The sequence below is a fragment of the Pseudomonas bharatica genome (assembly GCF_048586865.1).
Lineage (GTDB): Bacteria > Pseudomonadota > Gammaproteobacteria > Pseudomonadales > Pseudomonadaceae > Aquipseudomonas > Aquipseudomonas bharatica.
The window spans coordinates 23,965-39,053 of sequence record NZ_JBMAWR010000011.1 but is presented as its reverse complement, the minus strand read 5'-3'; the positions used below and the strand labels follow the sequence as shown (position 1 = coordinate 39,053).

Annotated in this window: 13 protein-coding genes, 5 tRNA genes and 1 riboswitch; of the genes, 15 read left to right on the top strand and 3 right to left on the bottom strand. The window is 61.9% G+C overall.

Features of this window, described 5'->3' with window-relative positions; all coding sequences use genetic code 11:
• Positions 1–5 precede the first annotated feature (5 nt).
• The 5 genes from astA to astE are packed head-to-tail and all read left to right on the top strand — an operon-like array spanning position 6 to position 5,196.
• On the top strand, positions 6–1,034 hold the full coding sequence (gene astA / locus ACKLLE_RS14385) for an arginine N-succinyltransferase (protein ID WP_009399038.1): 1,029 nt from the start codon (positions 6–8) through the stop codon (positions 1,032–1,034).
• Positions 1,031–2,494: a succinylglutamate-semialdehyde dehydrogenase gene (gene astD, locus ACKLLE_RS14380; RefSeq protein ID WP_009399036.1), complete on the top strand. Its 1,464-nt coding sequence runs from the start codon at positions 1,031–1,033 to the stop codon at positions 2,492–2,494. The genes astA and astD overlap by 4 nt, the downstream gene beginning before the upstream one ends.
• Positions 2,495–2,519: 25 nt before the next feature.
• Positions 2,520–3,869 (top strand): N-succinylarginine dihydrolase, encoded by a 1,350-nt coding sequence (gene astB, locus ACKLLE_RS14375; protein ID WP_420058338.1) that lies wholly within the window; start codon positions 2,520–2,522, stop codon positions 3,867–3,869.
• A gap of 14 nt (positions 3,870–3,883) precedes the next feature.
• Positions 3,884–4,174: a hypothetical protein gene (locus ACKLLE_RS14370; RefSeq protein WP_009399032.1), complete on the top strand. Its 291-nt coding sequence runs from the start codon at positions 3,884–3,886 to the stop codon at positions 4,172–4,174.
• 11 nt (positions 4,175–4,185) lie between these two features.
• Complete coding sequence (gene astE / locus ACKLLE_RS14365) at positions 4,186–5,196, top strand: succinylglutamate desuccinylase (RefSeq protein WP_279897652.1); 1,011 nt, start codon at positions 4,186–4,188, stop codon at positions 5,194–5,196.
• Between the two features lie 118 nt (positions 5,197–5,314).
• Here the strand turns inward: astE and ACKLLE_RS14360 are convergent, their stop codons facing one another.
• Positions 5,315–5,821, bottom strand: a complete 507-nt coding sequence (locus tag ACKLLE_RS14360) for a 6,7-dimethyl-8-ribityllumazine synthase (protein ID WP_064301975.1) — start codon at positions 5,819–5,821, stop codon at positions 5,315–5,317.
• Between the two features lie 94 nt (positions 5,822–5,915).
• A riboswitch (FMN riboswitch) is annotated at positions 5,916–6,069 on the bottom strand.
• A 227-nt stretch (positions 6,070–6,296) separates the two neighbouring features.
• On the opposite strand from ACKLLE_RS14360, the gene alaS reads away from it, so the two are divergent.
• From alaS to mgtE, 8 genes are all read left to right on the top strand, one after another.
• The gene (gene alaS / locus ACKLLE_RS14355) at positions 6,297–8,918 is read left to right on the top strand and encodes an alanine--tRNA ligase (protein ID WP_420058337.1); all 2,622 of its coding nucleotides are present in this window, start codon (positions 6,297–6,299) and stop codon (positions 8,916–8,918) included.
• 87 nt (positions 8,919–9,005) lie between these two features.
• On the top strand, positions 9,006–10,241 hold the full coding sequence (locus tag ACKLLE_RS14350) for an aspartate kinase (protein ID WP_009399025.1): 1,236 nt from the start codon (positions 9,006–9,008) through the stop codon (positions 10,239–10,241).
• A gap of 168 nt (positions 10,242–10,409) precedes the next feature.
• Positions 10,410–10,598, top strand: coding sequence for a carbon storage regulator CsrA (csrA, locus tag ACKLLE_RS14345; RefSeq protein ID WP_009399024.1), 189 nt, complete (start codon positions 10,410–10,412; stop codon positions 10,596–10,598).
• A gap of 72 nt (positions 10,599–10,670) precedes the next feature.
• Positions 10,671–10,761, top strand: a tRNA-Ser gene (locus tag ACKLLE_RS14340).
• 108 nt (positions 10,762–10,869) lie between these two features.
• A tRNA-Arg gene (locus ACKLLE_RS14335) sits at positions 10,870–10,946 on the top strand.
• Between the two features lie 76 nt (positions 10,947–11,022).
• Positions 11,023–11,099, top strand: a tRNA-Arg gene (locus ACKLLE_RS14330).
• 76 nt (positions 11,100–11,175) lie between these two features.
• A tRNA-Arg gene (locus ACKLLE_RS14325) sits at positions 11,176–11,252 on the top strand.
• 375 nt (positions 11,253–11,627) lie between these two features.
• Positions 11,628–13,070 (top strand): magnesium transporter, encoded by a 1,443-nt coding sequence (gene mgtE / locus ACKLLE_RS14320; RefSeq protein ID WP_009399023.1) that lies wholly within the window; start codon positions 11,628–11,630, stop codon positions 13,068–13,070.
• 178 nt (positions 13,071–13,248) lie between these two features.
• On the opposite strand, the gene ACKLLE_RS14315 is transcribed toward mgtE, so the two are convergent.
• A complete protein-coding gene (locus ACKLLE_RS14315) occupies positions 13,249–13,575 on the bottom strand; it encodes an Arc family DNA-binding protein (protein WP_003254499.1) in 327 nt (108 codons plus the stop codon).
• Positions 13,576–13,913: 338 nt separating this feature from the next.
• Between ACKLLE_RS14315 and phnN the strand changes: the two genes are divergently transcribed.
• Positions 13,914–14,516 carry a phosphonate metabolism protein/1,5-bisphosphokinase (PRPP-forming) PhnN gene (gene phnN / locus ACKLLE_RS14310; protein WP_420058336.1) on the top strand — a complete coding sequence of 201 codons (603 nt, stop codon included), beginning with the start codon at positions 13,914–13,916 and terminating at the stop codon, positions 14,514–14,516.
• On the opposite strand, the gene ACKLLE_RS14305 is transcribed toward phnN, so the two are convergent.
• On the bottom strand, positions 14,504–14,731 hold the full coding sequence (locus ACKLLE_RS14305) for a hypothetical protein (protein WP_420058335.1): 228 nt from the start codon (positions 14,729–14,731) through the stop codon (positions 14,504–14,506). The two genes, phnN and ACKLLE_RS14305, sit on opposite strands and share 13 nt — an antisense overlap.
• A gap of 277 nt (positions 14,732–15,008) precedes the next feature.
• Between ACKLLE_RS14305 and ACKLLE_RS14300 the strand changes: the two genes are divergently transcribed.
• Positions 15,009–15,085: transfer RNA gene (locus tag ACKLLE_RS14300), tRNA-Arg, on the top strand.
• Positions 15,086–15,089 lie beyond the last annotated feature (4 nt).

Sequence of the window (15,089 nt, the reverse complement as noted above, 5' to 3'; positions counted from 1 at the left end):
ATAGCATGATCGTTCGTCCCGTACGCAGCAGTGACCTGCCGGCGCTGATCGAGCTGGCGCGCAGCACCGGCACCGGCCTGACCACCTTGCCGGCCAACGAAGAACGTCTGGCCCACCGGGTCGGCTGGGCCGAGAAGACCTTCCGTGGCGAGGCCGAGCGGGGCGACGCCGACTACCTGTTCGTGCTGGAGAACGACGCCGGCGATGTGGTTGGCATCTCCGCCATCGCCGGCGCCGTCGGCCTGCGCGAACCCTGGTACAACTACCGGGTCGGCCTGACCGTCAGCGCCTCCCAGGAACTGAACATCTACCGGGAAATCCCGACGCTGTTCCTGGCCAACGACCTGACCGGCAACTCCGAGCTGTGCTCGCTGTTCCTGCGCGCCGACAGCCGTAGCGGCCTCAACGGCCGCCTGCTGTCCAAGGCGCGGATGCTGTTCATCGCCGAGTTCCCCGAGCTGTTCGGCAACAAGATCATCGCCGAGATGCGCGGCATGTCCGACGAGCAGGGCCGCTCGCCATTCTGGGAAAGCCTGGGCCGGCATTTCTTCAAGATGGAGTTCAGCCAGGCCGACTACCTCACCGGTGTCGGCAACAAGGCCTTCATCGCCGAGCTGATGCCCAAGTTCCCGCTGTACACCTGCTTCCTCTCCGAGGCGGCGCGCAATGTGATCGGTCGCGTACACAGCGATACCGAGCCCGCGCTGTCGATGCTCAAGAGCGAAGGCTTCAGCTACCAGGGTTATGTCGACATCTTCGACGCCGGCCCGGCCATCGAATGCGAAACCCGCAGGATCCGTGCGGTGCGTGACAGCCAGGCACTGGTGCTGGCGATCGGTACCCCGGGCGATGACGCCACGCCTTTCATCATCCACAACCGCAAGCGCGAGGATTGCCGCATCGCCGCAGCGCCCGCGCGCCTGGCGGCCGGTACCCTGGTGGTCGATCCGCAGACCGCCAAGCGCCTGCGCCTGAGCGCCGGCGATCAGGTACGCGCCGTTGCACTGTCCGCGCCCCGGGAGGCCAACCAATGACCACTCATTACATCGCAGGCCAGTGGCTGGCCGGCCAGGGCGATGCCCTGCAATCCTTGAACCCGGTCACCCAGGCGGTGATCTGGGCGGGGCAGGGCGCCAATGCCGGGCAGGTCGAGCAGGCCGTCGCCGCCGCACGCCAGGCATTCCCGGGTTGGGCGCGGCAGTCCCTGGACATGCGCATCGCCGTGCTGGAAGCCTTCGCCGCGCAACTGAAGGCCAACGCGGACGAACTGGCCCGCTGCATCGGCGAGGAAACCGGCAAGCCACTCTGGGAAGCGGCCACCGAAGTGACCAGCATGGTCAACAAGGTCGCCATTTCGGTACAGAGCTACCGTGAGCGCACGGGCGAGAAGAGCGGCCCGCTGGCCGACGCCACCGCCGTGCTGCGTCACAAGCCCCACGGCGTAGTGGCAGTGTTCGGCCCGTACAACTTCCCCGGCCACCTGCCCAATGGCCATATCGTCCCGGCGCTGCTGGCGGGCAATGCGGTGGTGTTCAAGCCAAGCGAACTGACGCCCAAGGTCGCCGAGCTGACCGTCAAGTGCTGGATCGATGCCGGTCTTCCGGCGGGCGTGCTGAACCTGGTCCAGGGGGCGCGGGAAACCGGCGTGGCCCTTGCTGCCGATCCGGGTATCGACGGGCTGTTCTTCACCGGCTCCAGCCGCACCGGCAATCTCTTGCACCAGCAGTTCTCCGGGCGTCCGGAGAAGATCCTGGCCCTGGAAATGGGCGGCAACAACCCGCTGGTGGTGGACGAGGTCAAGGACCTGGACGCAGCGGTCTACACCATCATCCAGTCGGCCTTCATCTCCGCCGGCCAGCGCTGCACCTGCGCGCGCCGCCTGCTGGTGCCGCAGGGCGCCTGGGGCGATCGTCTGCTGGCGCGCCTGGTGGAGGTCAGCAAGAACATTTCCGTGGGCGCTTTCGACCAGCAACCGGCGCCGTTCATGGGTTCCGTCGTGTCGCTCGATGCGGCCAGGGTGCTGATGGATGCCCAGGCGAAGCTGTTGGCCAACGGCGCCAGCGCCTTGCTGGAAATGACCCAACCGCAGGCGACTGCCGCCCTGCTGACCCCGGGCATCCTCGACGTCAGCGCAGTGGCTGATCGCCCCGACGAGGAATTCTTCGGCCCGTTGCTGCAAGTGATCCGTTATGCCGACTTCCCGGCCGCCATCGCCGAAGCCAACAACACCCGGTACGGCCTTGCCGCCGGCCTGCTGTCCGACTCCCATGCGCGCTACCAGCAGTTCTGGCTGGAAAGCCGCGCCGGTATCGTCAACTGGAACAAGCAACTGACCGGCGCGGCCAGCAGCGCGCCGTTCGGCGGTGTCGGCGCCAGCGGCAACCACCGCGCCAGTGCCTACTACGCGGCGGACTATTGCGCCTACCCGGTCGCCTCCCTGGAGACCGCCAGCCTGGTCCTGCCTGCCACGCTGACGCCCGGCGTCGCCCTATAACAACAGGTTCACGGAGCCTTGACCGATGAAATCGTTTGAAGTGAATTTTGATGGGTTGGTCGGACCGACCCATAACTACGGCGGCCTGTCCTACGGCAACGTGGCCTCGCAAAGCAACAGCCAGCAGGGTTCCAACCCGCGGGAAGCGGCGCGTCAGGGCCTGGCCAAGATGAAGGCCCTGGCCGACATGGGCTTCAAGCAGGGCGTGCTGGCGCCGCAGGAGCGCCCGGACGTGGCGGCGCTGCGTCGCCTCGGCTTCAGCGGCAGCGATGCCGAGGTGATCCAGCGCGCGGCGAAAGACGCCATGCCGCTGCTGGTGGCGAGTTGCTCGGCGTCGAGCATGTGGGTTGCCAACGCCGCCACCGTCAGCCCGAGCGCCGACACCGCCGACGGTCGCGTGCATTTCACCGCGGCCAACCTGAACTGCAAGTACCACCGCAGCATCGAGCACCCGACCACCAGCCGGGTGCTGGGCGCCATGTTCGCCAATCAGCAGTACTTCGCCCACCACGCGGCGTTGCCGGCGGTTGCCCAGTTCGGTGACGAAGGCGCGGCCAACCACACCCGCTTCTGCCGTGCCTACGGCGAACCGGGGGTCGAGTTCTTCGTCTTCGGCCGCAGCGCGTTCGACACCCGCTACCCTGCGCCGCAGAAGTACCCGGCGCGCCAGACCCTGGAAGCCTCGCAAGCCGTGGCCCGCCTGCACGGCCTGAGCGATGACGGCGTGGTCTATGCTCAGCAGAATCCGGCGGTGATCGACCAGGGCGTGTTCCATAACGATGTGATCGCCGTGGGCAATGGCGAGGTGCTGTTCTACCACGAGGATGCCTTCCTCGAGACCGAGCGCGTGCTCACCGAACTGAAGGACAAACTGGCCAGGCGCGGCGGCAATTTCAAGGCGATCTGCGTGCCGCGGGCCCAGGTGACGGTGGAGGATGCGGTGCGTTCCTATCTGTTCAACAGCCAGTTGCTGAGCCGCGACGACGGTTCCATGCTGCTGGTGGTGCCGGAGGAATGCCGCAACAACGAGCGGGTCTGGGCCTACCTGAACAGCCTGGCCAGCCAGGGCGGCACGATTTCCGAGGTGCGGGTATTCGACCTCAAGCAGAGCATGCAGAACGGTGGTGGCCCGGCTTGCCTGCGGCTGCGTGTCGCGCTCAATGAAACGGAACTGGCGGCGGTCAATCCAGGGGTTATCATGACCGCCCCGTTGTACGACACCCTGACCCAATGGGTCGACAGGCACTACCGCGACCGCCTCGTCGAAAACGACCTGGCCGACCCGCAGTTGCTGGTGGAATGCCGTACGGCGCTGGATGAGCTGACCCATATCCTCAAGCTGGGTTCGGTCTATCCGTTCCAACTCAACCCCTGAAAGAGCACCCGAAAATGTCCGACGCCCTGCAACTGATCCTTGAAGACGAAGATGGCAACCAGCGCGAAGCCTCCACCAACCGCTTTGCGGTGATCTGGCAGGGCAAGGAAGTGTGGATCCAGCAGGACGGCCGCGGGCAGTTGCTGATCGGCGTCGATGTCGAGGAAGGCGATACCGAGTACGCCAACCTGCTGCTGCGTCCGCTGGCGACCAACCTGGTCAGCCTGCAACTGGAAATGGAGCCGGCGGATGTCGGCGACGATGACGATCACGTCCATGGTCCCGATTGCGGACATCATCACTAAGGAATCGCCCCATGCTCTCCCTCGGCAAACTGCTTGATCTGACCCTGTTCGAACGCGAGCCGGCCGAGAAGACCCAGGCCACGGTGCAGGGTGTACGCCTGCGCTGGCTTGCCGAGGGCGCGCTGGAGGTGCGGCCGCCGGAGTCGCAGGACAACGGCCTGGACCTGCTGTTGTCCGCCGGCATCCACGGCAACGAGACCGCGCCCATCGAATTGCTCGACGATCTGCTCGGGCGGATCGCCAAGGGCGAGATCCACCCGAGGGCCCGGGTCCTGTTCCTGTTCGGCAACCCCGAGGCGATGCGCAAGGGCGAGCGCTATATCGAGCAGGACGTGAATCGCCTGTTCAACGGGCGGCATGAACTGTCCAGCGGTCCGGAGGCCCTGCGCGCCGGGGACCTGGAGCATCTGGCAGCGACCTTTTTCAGCATTCCGGGGCGTACCCGGTTGCACTACGACCTGCACACCGCGATCCGTGGATCGAAGATCGAGCAGTTCGCGCTCTACCCCTACAAGGAAGGGCGCCAGCATTCCCGCCGCGAGCTGGCGCGCCTGCGGGCTGCCGGCATGGAGGCGGTGCTGTTGCAGAGCAAGACCTCGATCACCTTCACTGCCTACACCTACGAGCAACTGGGCGCCGAGTCCTTCACCCTGGAACTGGGCAAGGCACGGCCGTTCGGGCAGAACCAGCAGGTCAACCTCGACCTTCTGGAGACCCGGCTCATCCAGATCATCGAGGGCAACGAGCCGGTGCCGGCCGAAGAGCTGGACGGCCTGCAACTGTTCAGTGTCGCCCGCGAGATCATCAAGCACAGCGACAGCTTCCACCTGCACCTGCCAGCGGACATCGAGAACTTCTCGGAGTTGTCCAAGGGCTATCTGCTGGCCGAGGATCTGGCCGAGACGCGCTGGATCGTGGAGGAGGAGGGGGCGAGGATCATTTTCCCCAATCCCAAGGTGAAGAATGGACTGCGGGCGGGGATCCTGATCGTTCCGGCTTCGGCTGAAGGACTAGGCCAGTAGTACCGGCTTCATCGCTGGCAAGCCAACTCCCACAGTGACCTGTGGGAGCTGGCTTGCCAGCGATGAGGCCGGAACAGACAACCAAGAAGGCCGCGGTATCAACCGCGGCCTTCTTCATTTACACCGCCACCTTCTGCGGCACTTCGTTGCGGCGCAATGCCCGCAGTTTCAACAAGGTATCGGCACAGGTATTCGCCGCTTCCTCGCCCTTGAGCACGAAGTGCTCGAAGAAGAATTTCTGGTGCTCGTCGCCGGCATGGAAGTGGTGAGGGGTCAGTACTACCGAGAACACCGGTACTTCTGTCTCGAGTTGTACCTGCATCAGCCCGCTGATCACCGATTGGGCAACGAACTCATGGCGATACAGCCCGCCATCCACTACCAGCCCGGCCGCGACGATCGCAGCATAACGGCCAGTGCGCGCCAGCAGCTTGGCGTGCAGCGGAATCTCGAAGGCGCCGCCGACTTCGTAGAAATCGATATCACCAGCCTGATAGCCATGCTTGGCCATCTGCTCGACGAAGCCCTTGCGGCTCTGATCGACAATATCCTTGTGCCAGCAAGCCTGGACGAAGGCGATACGCTCGTTGCCGTGGGCTTTGCTGTCGATTGGGGTTGCTTGCATTGAAACGGACTCCTGTTTGTATAAGAAACAGGGCATCTGGATCGAAAGGGATGGTCGCTCGCGAAAATGCGGACGAACGGACACAAGGTGCCTATCCCGTTCTCTCTTTATCCGGACTGTGACCGTCGGCCCCGGGATCACACCGGGTCTGCTGACCTTGCAAAGCCTTGCCTGCAAGCGCTCGCGGGCTATGCGCGCTGGGCGCAATTACCGCCGGTGGGGAATTGCACCCCGCCCTGAGAACGTTGCCATCATGGGTGATGGCCGGGCTTTTTGTAACACAGTTTTCCGATGAACGCATAGCCTGCTAAGCAAATCGCCTCGATTAACCTTCTTTTCATCCGTGAATGGGCCTTTGCATCGTATAAACCCACTACAACTGGCACGCAGGCTGGCTATAATGCGGCCCTTTGCCGTCGTTTTCGTCATTTGACGCGCACTTTTGCCTCAGGCCGCCGTTTCCGTGGAAGAACCTATGAAAAGCGCAGAAATCCGTGAAGCCTTCCTTCGATTCTTCGAAGAGCAGGGACACACCCGAGTCGCCTCCAGCTCCCTGATCCCGGGCAACGACCCGACCCTGCTGTTCACCAACGCCGGGATGAACCAGTTCAAGGACTGCTTCCTCGGCCAGGAAAAGCGCGCATACACCCGCGCGGTGAGCAGCCAGAAATGCGTGCGTGCCGGCGGCAAGCACAACGACCTGGAAAACGTCGGCTACACCGCGCGCCACCATACCTTCTTCGAAATGCTGGGCAACTTCAGCTTCGGTGACTATTTCAAGCGCGATGCGATCACCTTCGCCTGGACCTTCCTGACCTCCGAAAAGTGGCTGAACCTGCCGAAGGACAAGCTTTGGGTCACCGTCTACGCGACCGACGACGAGGCCTATGACATCTGGACCAAGGAAGTCGGCGTCCCCGCCGAGCGCATGGTCCGCATCGGCGACAACAAGGGTGCGCCATACGCGTCCGACAACTTCTGGACCATGGGCGACACCGGCCCGTGCGGTCCGTGCACCGAGATCTTCTACGATCACGGCGCCGACATCTGGGGCGGCCCACCCGGCTCGCCGGAAGAAGACGGCGACCGCTACATCGAGATCTGGAACAACGTCTTCATGCAGTTCAACCGCACCGCGGATGGTGTCCTGCACCCCCTGCCGGCGCCATCGGTGGACACCGGCATGGGCCTGGAGCGCATCAGCGCGGTCCTGCAGCACGTCCACTCGAACTACGAGATCGACCTGTTCCAGAGCCTGCTGGCCGCTTCGGCCAAGGCCATTGGCTGCACCGACGAAGGCCAGCCTTCGCTGAAAGTGGTGGCCGACCATATCCGTTCCTGCGGCTTCCTGATCGCCGACGGCGTGGTGCCGTCCAACGAAGGTCGCGGCTACGTGCTGCGCCGCATCATTCGTCGCGCTTGCCGCCACGGTAACAAGCTCGGCGCCAAGGGCAGCTTCTTCTACCAGATCGTCGCGGCGCTGGTGGCCGAGATGGGCGACGCCTTCCCCGAGCTGAAAGCCCAGCAGGCGCATATCGAGCGTGTGCTGAAGACCGAGGAAGAGCAGTTCGCCAAGACCCTGGAGCAGGGCCTGAAGATCCTCGAACAGGACCTGGCCGACCTCAAGGGCAACGTCATTCCCGGCGAAGTGGTCTTCAAGCTGTACGACACCTACGGCTTCCCGATGGACCTGACTGCCGACATCGCCCGCGAGCGCGAGCTGAGCATCGACGAGGAAGGCTTCGAGCGCGAGATGGAAGCGCAGCGCGAGCGCGCCCGCTCTGCCAGCGCCTTCGGCCTGGACTACAACAGCCTGGTCAAGGTCGACGTGGACACCGAGTTCCTCGGCTACAGCGCTACCGAAGGCAGCGCGAAGATCGTCGCCCTGTACAAGGATGGCGAGTCGGTCGAGCAACTGGGCGAAGGCGAGGAGGGCGTGGTCATCCTCGACCGTACGCCGTTCTACGCGGAGTCCGGTGGCCAGATCGGCGACACCGGCTACCTGCAGGCTGGCGCCGCGCGTTTCGACGTGCGCGACACCACCAAGACCGGCGGTGCCTTCCTGCACCACGGGGTGATCGCCAGCGGCAAGCTCGTGGTCGGTGCCCAGGTCGAGGCCAGGGTCGATGCCGATGTGCAGAAGGCCACGGCGCTGAACCACTCCGCGACCCACCTGCTGCACGCTGCGCTGCGCCAGGTCCTGGGCGAGCACGTACAGCAGAAGGGCTCGCTGGTGAACAGCCAGCGCCTGCGTTTCGACTTCAGCCATCCGGAGGCGGTCAAGCCAGAGCAGATCAAGGCCCTGGAAGAGATCGTCAACCGCGAAATCCGCAAGAACTCCGAGGTGCAGACCGAAGAGACCGATATCGACACCGCCAAGCAGAAGGGCGCCATGGCCCTGTTCGGCGAGAAATACGGCGACAGCGTGCGGGTCCTGAGCATGGGCGACTTCTCGGTCGAGCTGTGCGGTGGTATCCACGCCAAGCGTACCGGTGATATCGGCCTGCTCAAGATCGTCAGCGAAGGTGGCGTGGCCTCCGGCGTGCGTCGTATCGAGGCGGTCACCGGTGCTGCGGCACTGGCCTACCTCAATGGCGCCGAAGAACAGCTCAAGGAAGCCGCGCAACTGGTCAAGGGCAGCCGCGACAACCTGATCGACAAGCTGTCGGCCGTGCTGGAGCGCAACCGCCAGCTGGAAAAACAGCTGGAGCAACTGCAGGCCAAGGCTGCCAGCGCCGCCGGCGACGATCTCGCCAACAGCGCGGTGGACGTCAAGGGCGTCAAGGTCCTGGCTGCACGCCTGGACGGCCAGGACGGCAAGGCCCTGCTGGCCCTGGTCGATCAATTGAAGAACAAGCTCGGCCGCGCAGTGATCCTGCTCGGCAGTGTCCACGAAGAGAAGGTCGTACTGGTCGCCGGCGTGACCAAGGACCTCACCGGCCAACTCAAAGCCGGGGATTTGATGAAGCAAGCCGCTGCGGCGGTGGGTGGCAAGGGTGGCGGTCGTCCGGACATGGCGCAAGGTGGTGGCGTGGACGCCGCAGCGCTGGACGGCGCACTGGCCCTGGCCGTGCCATTCGCAGAGCAGGGTGTCTGAGGCGTCGACGGCCCGTTGTCTAGTAGCGGGCCGTCGGCGTTGTGTTTTGTTTATTGGGTGCCCTTCACGGGCTGAGGCGGCTTTGAAATGGCGTTGATCGTACAGAAATTTGGCGGTACCTCGGTCGGCACAATCGAGCGAATCGAGCAGGTAGCCGAAAAGGTCAAGAAATTCCGCGAAGCCGGCGATGACCTGGTGGTTGTACTGTCGGCGATGAGCGGTGAAACCAACCGCCTGATCGACCTTGCCAAGCAGATCAGCGATCAGCCGGTTCCACGCGAACTGGACGTGATCGTGTCCACCGGTGAGCAGGTGACCATTGCCTTGCTCGCCATGGCACTGATCAAGCGCGGCATCCCGGCGGTGTCGTATACCGGCAATCAGGTGCGGATCCTCACCGACAGCGCGCACAACAAGGCGCGCATCCTGCAAATCGACGACCAGAAGATCCGTGGCGACCTCAAGGCCGGCCGCGTGGTCGTGGTCGCCGGTTTCCAGGGCGTCGACGAGCAAGGCAACATCACCACCCTCGGTCGCGGTGGTTCCGACACCACCGGCGTGGCCCTGGCGGCGGCCCTGAAGGCTGACGAGTGCCAGATCTACACCGATGTCGACGGTGTCTACACCACCGACCCGCGCGTGGTATCCCAGGCCCAGCGCCTGGACAAGATCACCTTCGAAGAGATGCTGGAAATGGCCAGCCTCGGTTCCAAGGTCCTGCAGATCCGTGCCGTCGAGTTCGCCGGCAAGTACAACGTTCCGCTGCGCGTGCTGCACAGCTTCCAGGAGGGTCCGGGTACCCTCATTACCATTGATGAAGAGGAATCCATGGAACAGCCGATCATTTCCGGCATCGCCTTCAACCGCGATGAAGCCAAGCTGACCATCCGTGGCGTACCGGACACTCCGGGCGTGGCTTTCAAGATCCTCGGCCCGATCAGCGCCGCCAATATCGAAGTCGACATGATCGTGCAGAACGTTTCGCACGATAACACCACCGACTTCACCTTCACCGTGCACCGCAACGACTACGCCAAGGCGCAGCAGGTGCTGGAAAACACCGCCAGCCAGATCGGTGCCCGTGAAGTGATCGGCGACACCAAGATCGCCAAGGTTTCCATCGTCGGTGTCGGCATGCGCTCCCACGCGGGCGTCGCCAGCCGCATGTTCGAAGCCCTGGCCAAGGAGAGCATCAACATCCAGATGATCTCCACTTCGGAGATCAAGGTTTCGGTGGTGATCGAAGAGAAGTACCTGGAGCTGGCCGTACGCGCTCTGCATACCGCCTTCGAGCTGGACGCTCCGGCCCGTTCGGGCGAATAAGCGGTGTCCCGGGGGCGCGGCCAGGCCGCGCTCCTTTTTTCGACCTGTGTGCCCCTTCACACCCTGGTCAATACTCCGGCAGAGGCCGGCAACCGTCCTGGTTGCAGTCCCGAGCCCGCTTTACCTACAGACTGTTGTCCCTGAACTGAATCCCGTGAGGAGTAACGTATGCTGATTCTGACTCGTCGGTGTGCCGAAAGCCTGATTATTGGCGATGGCGAAATTACCGTGACCGTGCTCGGCGTCAAAGGAAACCAGGTGCGCATTGGCGTCAACGCACCGAAGGAAGTGGCTGTGCACCGCGAGGAAATCTATCTGCGGATCAAGAAAGAGAAGGACGAAGAACCAACCCTTTAATTTTTCTCGTTTTTTTTTCAAAAAAGAGTTTGCAAACGGGGAAGGCTCTGGTTATTATACGCCCCGTGTTGCGGAGAGGTGGCCGAGTGGCCGAAGGCGCTCCCCTGCTAAGGGAGTATACCTCACAAGGGTATCGGGGGTTCGAATCCCCCCTTCTCCGCCATTATTCATGTAGGGCGCTGTAATCTGGCATGAATCGCTAAGTAGTTGAAATTAAACGAAAAAGTGATTGCAAAAAAGATTTAGCGAACTATAATGCGCGGCTTCAAATGCACTCGTAGCTCAGCTGGATAGAGTACTCGGCTACGAACCGAGCGGTCACAGGTTCGAATCCTGTCGAGTGCACCATATAGAAGAAGCAAGTTTCATTGAAATCTGCTTCGGCTTCAACCAGAGGTGATCTGGTCCATCAAGTACCAACCCTGCACTCGTAGCTCAGCTGGATAGAGTACTCGGCTACGAACCGAGCGGTCACAGGTTCGAATCCTGTCGAGTGCACCATAATCCAAGAAGCCGTTTCCTCTGGAAGTTGTTTCGGATACACCAGAGGTGATCTGGTTCATCAAGCGCCAACCTTGCACTCGTAGCTCAGCTGGATAGAGTACTCGGCTACGAACCGAGCGGTCACAGGTTCGAATCCTGTCGAGTGCACCATATAGACGAAGAGCCCGCCTTAATGGCGGGCTTTTTGTTTTCCGCAATGTGTTGATCCCGATAAATGATTTGTCATCCAGGCGTCGCCGGCGCGTGCTAATTTTTCAGGAAGTGGATGTGCTCTTTTTCGGGCACTGGCCGTCGCATTGATGGATTCGGGAGTTTGCCTTCGTCATTTCCGCAAACGATTGTTTTCACCGAGATTTTCAGCCCCTGGCAGCTCAAGCGGTGTATGATTGCGCCCGTCAGCCCCGCCGGGGCTTGTGGAATACCACCATGGACTTACCCAGTAGTTACTTAAAAGCCTGTTTTGCCAATCACGATGTGACTGATTGATCTCCCGGCGTGCTCCGCTGCTGGGAGTGGAGTTCGCCTATGACTGAAATCGAAGCAAAAAAAACGCAGGAAAGCCTGCAGGATCGCCTGGCTCAGGTGGTCGAGCTGCTGCAGCGCCAGCGCCTGGTCGAAGACCTGACCCACCGTCAGGAAGGCGCCCACAACGATCACGTGGAAAGCTTCGTCCACCGGCAGCACCTCGTCGAGCTGCAACGCAAGCTCGATGACCTGCACTCCGCCGACGTTGCCCATATTCTCGAAGCCTTGCCCCTGGACGACCGCCTGACCGTATGGCAGTTGGTCAAGGCAGAGCGCGACGGCGATATCCTTCTTGAAGTCTCCGACTCGGTGCGTGAAACCCTGATCGCCGACATGGACGATCACGAGTTGCTCGCCGCGGCCAAGGAGATGGACGCCGACGAACTGGCCGACCTCGCTCCCGAGCTGCCCCGGGATGTCGTCCACGAACTGATGGAAAGCCTCGACGCCCAGCAACGCGAGCGGGTGCGCTCGGCATTGAGCTATGACGAGGAGCAGGTCGGTGCGCTGATGGACTTCGAGATGGTCACCATCCGCGAAGATGTCAGCCTCGAAGTGGTCCTGCGCTACCTGCGCCGGCTCAAGGAATTGCCCAACCATACCGACAAGCTGTTCGTCGTCGATTACGACGGCATCCTCAAAGGCGTGCTGCCGATCAAGCGTCTGTTGGTCAATGACCCGGACAAGCAGGTCGCCGAGGTCATGGCCGACGATCCGGTCAGTTTCCACCCTGACGAGGACGCCTACGACGCAGCCCAGGCGTTCGAGCGCTACGACCTGGTTTCGGCTCCGGTAGTGGACAAGAACGACCGCCTGATCGGTCGTCTGACCATCGACGAAATGGTCGACCTGATCCGCGAAGAAAGCGAAACCGAAGTGCTGAACATGGCCGGTCTGCGCGAAGAGGAAGACATCTTCGCCTCGGTCTGGCGCTCGCTGCGCAACCGCTGGGCCTGGCTGGCAATCAACCTGATCACTGCCTTCGTGGCGTCCCGGGTGATCGGCCTGTTCGAAGGCTCGATCGAGAAATTGGTGGCTCTTGCGGCGTTGATGCCGATCGTGGCCGGTATCGGCGGCAATTCCGGCAACCAGACCATCACCATGATCGTCCGTGCCATGGCGCTCGACCAGGTCACTCCGGGCAACACTACCCGCTTGATGCGCAAGGAGCTGGCGGTATCGCTGCTCAACGGCCTCATCTGGGGTGGCGTTATCGGGGTAGTGGCCTTCCTGCTCTATGGCAGTTGGTCGCTAGGGGTGGTGATGACCGCTGCAATGACCCTCAACCTGCTGCTGGCAGCGTTCATGGGGGTGTTTATCCCGATGACGCTTACGCGCCTCGGTCGCGACCCGGCAATGGGCTCCAGCGTGATGATCACGGCGGTGACCGACAGCGGTGGCTTCTTCATCTTCCTGGGGCTGGCCACCCTGTTCCTGCTGTAAGCCATCGTTGAATCAAGTGAGCCAGCTTCGCGCTGGCTTTTTTGTTGTCTGTCCCGGCCTCATCGCTGGCAAGCCAGCTCCCACAGGGTTCAGCAACACCCAGGATCCAGAAAGCAAAACGCCCGGTGCAATCGATTGCGCCGGGCGTTTTGTTTTGAACCGAAGTCAGTCGGGACGATCAGGAAGCGTCCGCTGCCATCTCGACGTCATGGGCGATCAGGGCAACCAGCGCGTTCTGCTGGCGGTGGGACAGTTGGCGGAAGCGTTGCAGCAGCTCGCGCTCATGCAGGGACAGTTCCGGGCTGTCCAGGCGCATGCTCAGTTCGTCGCCCAGTGCACCTTCCTGGATCAGGCTCTGTTCCAGGCGGGCAATGATCTCGGAGTTCATGCTGCGGTGGTGGTTACGCGCAACCTCGGCAATGCGCTCACGCATTCCGTCTGGCAGGCGGACGACGAATTTGTCTGCGGTTCGGCTTGAGTAGATAGCCTGTTTCATTGGGCGCATATAATTGACCGGTTTAGTTCAGGGGGAGCGGTTCTTGAAGTTGGCCGCGCGATGAGACTAGGACCATCGATACGGTCAAATGTTCAACCTGAATTGTGAATGAGGTCGCAATAATGCCTCATTGTCGCCGGTTCCTTGGCGTCAATTCTGTGACAAATATTGAACCGGGTGGAGGCTTTTTGCCAGTACCAATTATCAGAAATGAGCACTGGTTTGAAAAGTTTCAATTCCCGCCTTCCCGATCCAGCCACCTTTTTGACTGTCGACGCAGACCAGCGAAAAGGTAACGGAAAGCGCCTAAAATACCTGCGCTTTTCCTATCTATGAGCATAGTGGCTATGCAGCATGACGCAAGGGGCGAGACCCCACCCCGGGCCGGCGGGAGATTGATCTACCTGATGGGGCCATCCGGTTCCGGCAAGGACAGCATCATCGATCAGGCCAGGCCGGCGCTCCAGGCGCTGGGCGTGGTTGTGGTGCGGCGGGTGATCACCCGCTCCGCCGAGGCCGTGGGCGAAGCGGCGCACAGTGTATCGCTTCAGCAATTCCAGGCGCTACGGGAGCAGGGCGGATTCGCCCTGGACTGGCAGGCCAACGGCCTCAGTTATGGCATTCCTGTGGAGATGGATCGTTGGCTTGCCGCTGGCCAGTGGGTATTGGTCAACGGCTCTCGGGCCAACCTGCAAGAGGCTCGCAGCAGATATCCGCACCTGCTGCCGGTGTTGATCACCGTTTCTGCCGCGGTGCTGGCTCGGCGCCTGAAGAATCGCGGGCGGGAATCCGCAGAGGAAATCGAAGCCCGTCTGGCGCGCAACGCCCTGGTTTCAGGCGGTCTGGGCGCCGATGTGCATTACCTGGATAACTCCACCACCCTGGCCGATGCGGCGCAGCGCCTTTTGGATATATTGCGCGAAGCTGGCTTGCCGACTCAGAAAGCGTAGCGTTCCTGCGCGTTCACCTTGACCTGCTGCGTCAGCGTGGTTTCTGCCTCACCCATGACCGCAGGACGCGCCTGCATCGAAGTGCGGTATTCCAGCGAATGGACCGGCGTCTTCGCGGGCAACAGGCCCATGGCAATCACGGCGGTCAGGGCCAGGGCATTCAAGGCGAGCAGGGCGTGAGTCATGGGCGTGATCCGGCTGTTGGGTGGGTACATTCCGTTATCTTCCTTTCCGTTATCTTCCTTTCAGCATGCCGCGTGCCATCTGAATATTTTTATTTTATCTTTTAAAATCAACATCTTACGTTAATTAGAGCAGGGCTCTTCCGTGCATCATGCAATGATGGCCTTATGCTCCGTTGCAAATTGCACGAAGCCTGCACACAGCTTGTGGATTCGGGCAGGCAAAAAGCCCGATCCATGGAATGACAAATACCTCCCGTCTGGTTAACATGCACGCCTTCCGCCGCGTGACGCCTGTCATCGGCTCAGGGTCTCAGTAGCTCAATTGGATAGAGCATCCCCCTCCTAAGGGGAAGGTTGGCAGTTCGAACCTGCCCTGGGACACCACCCC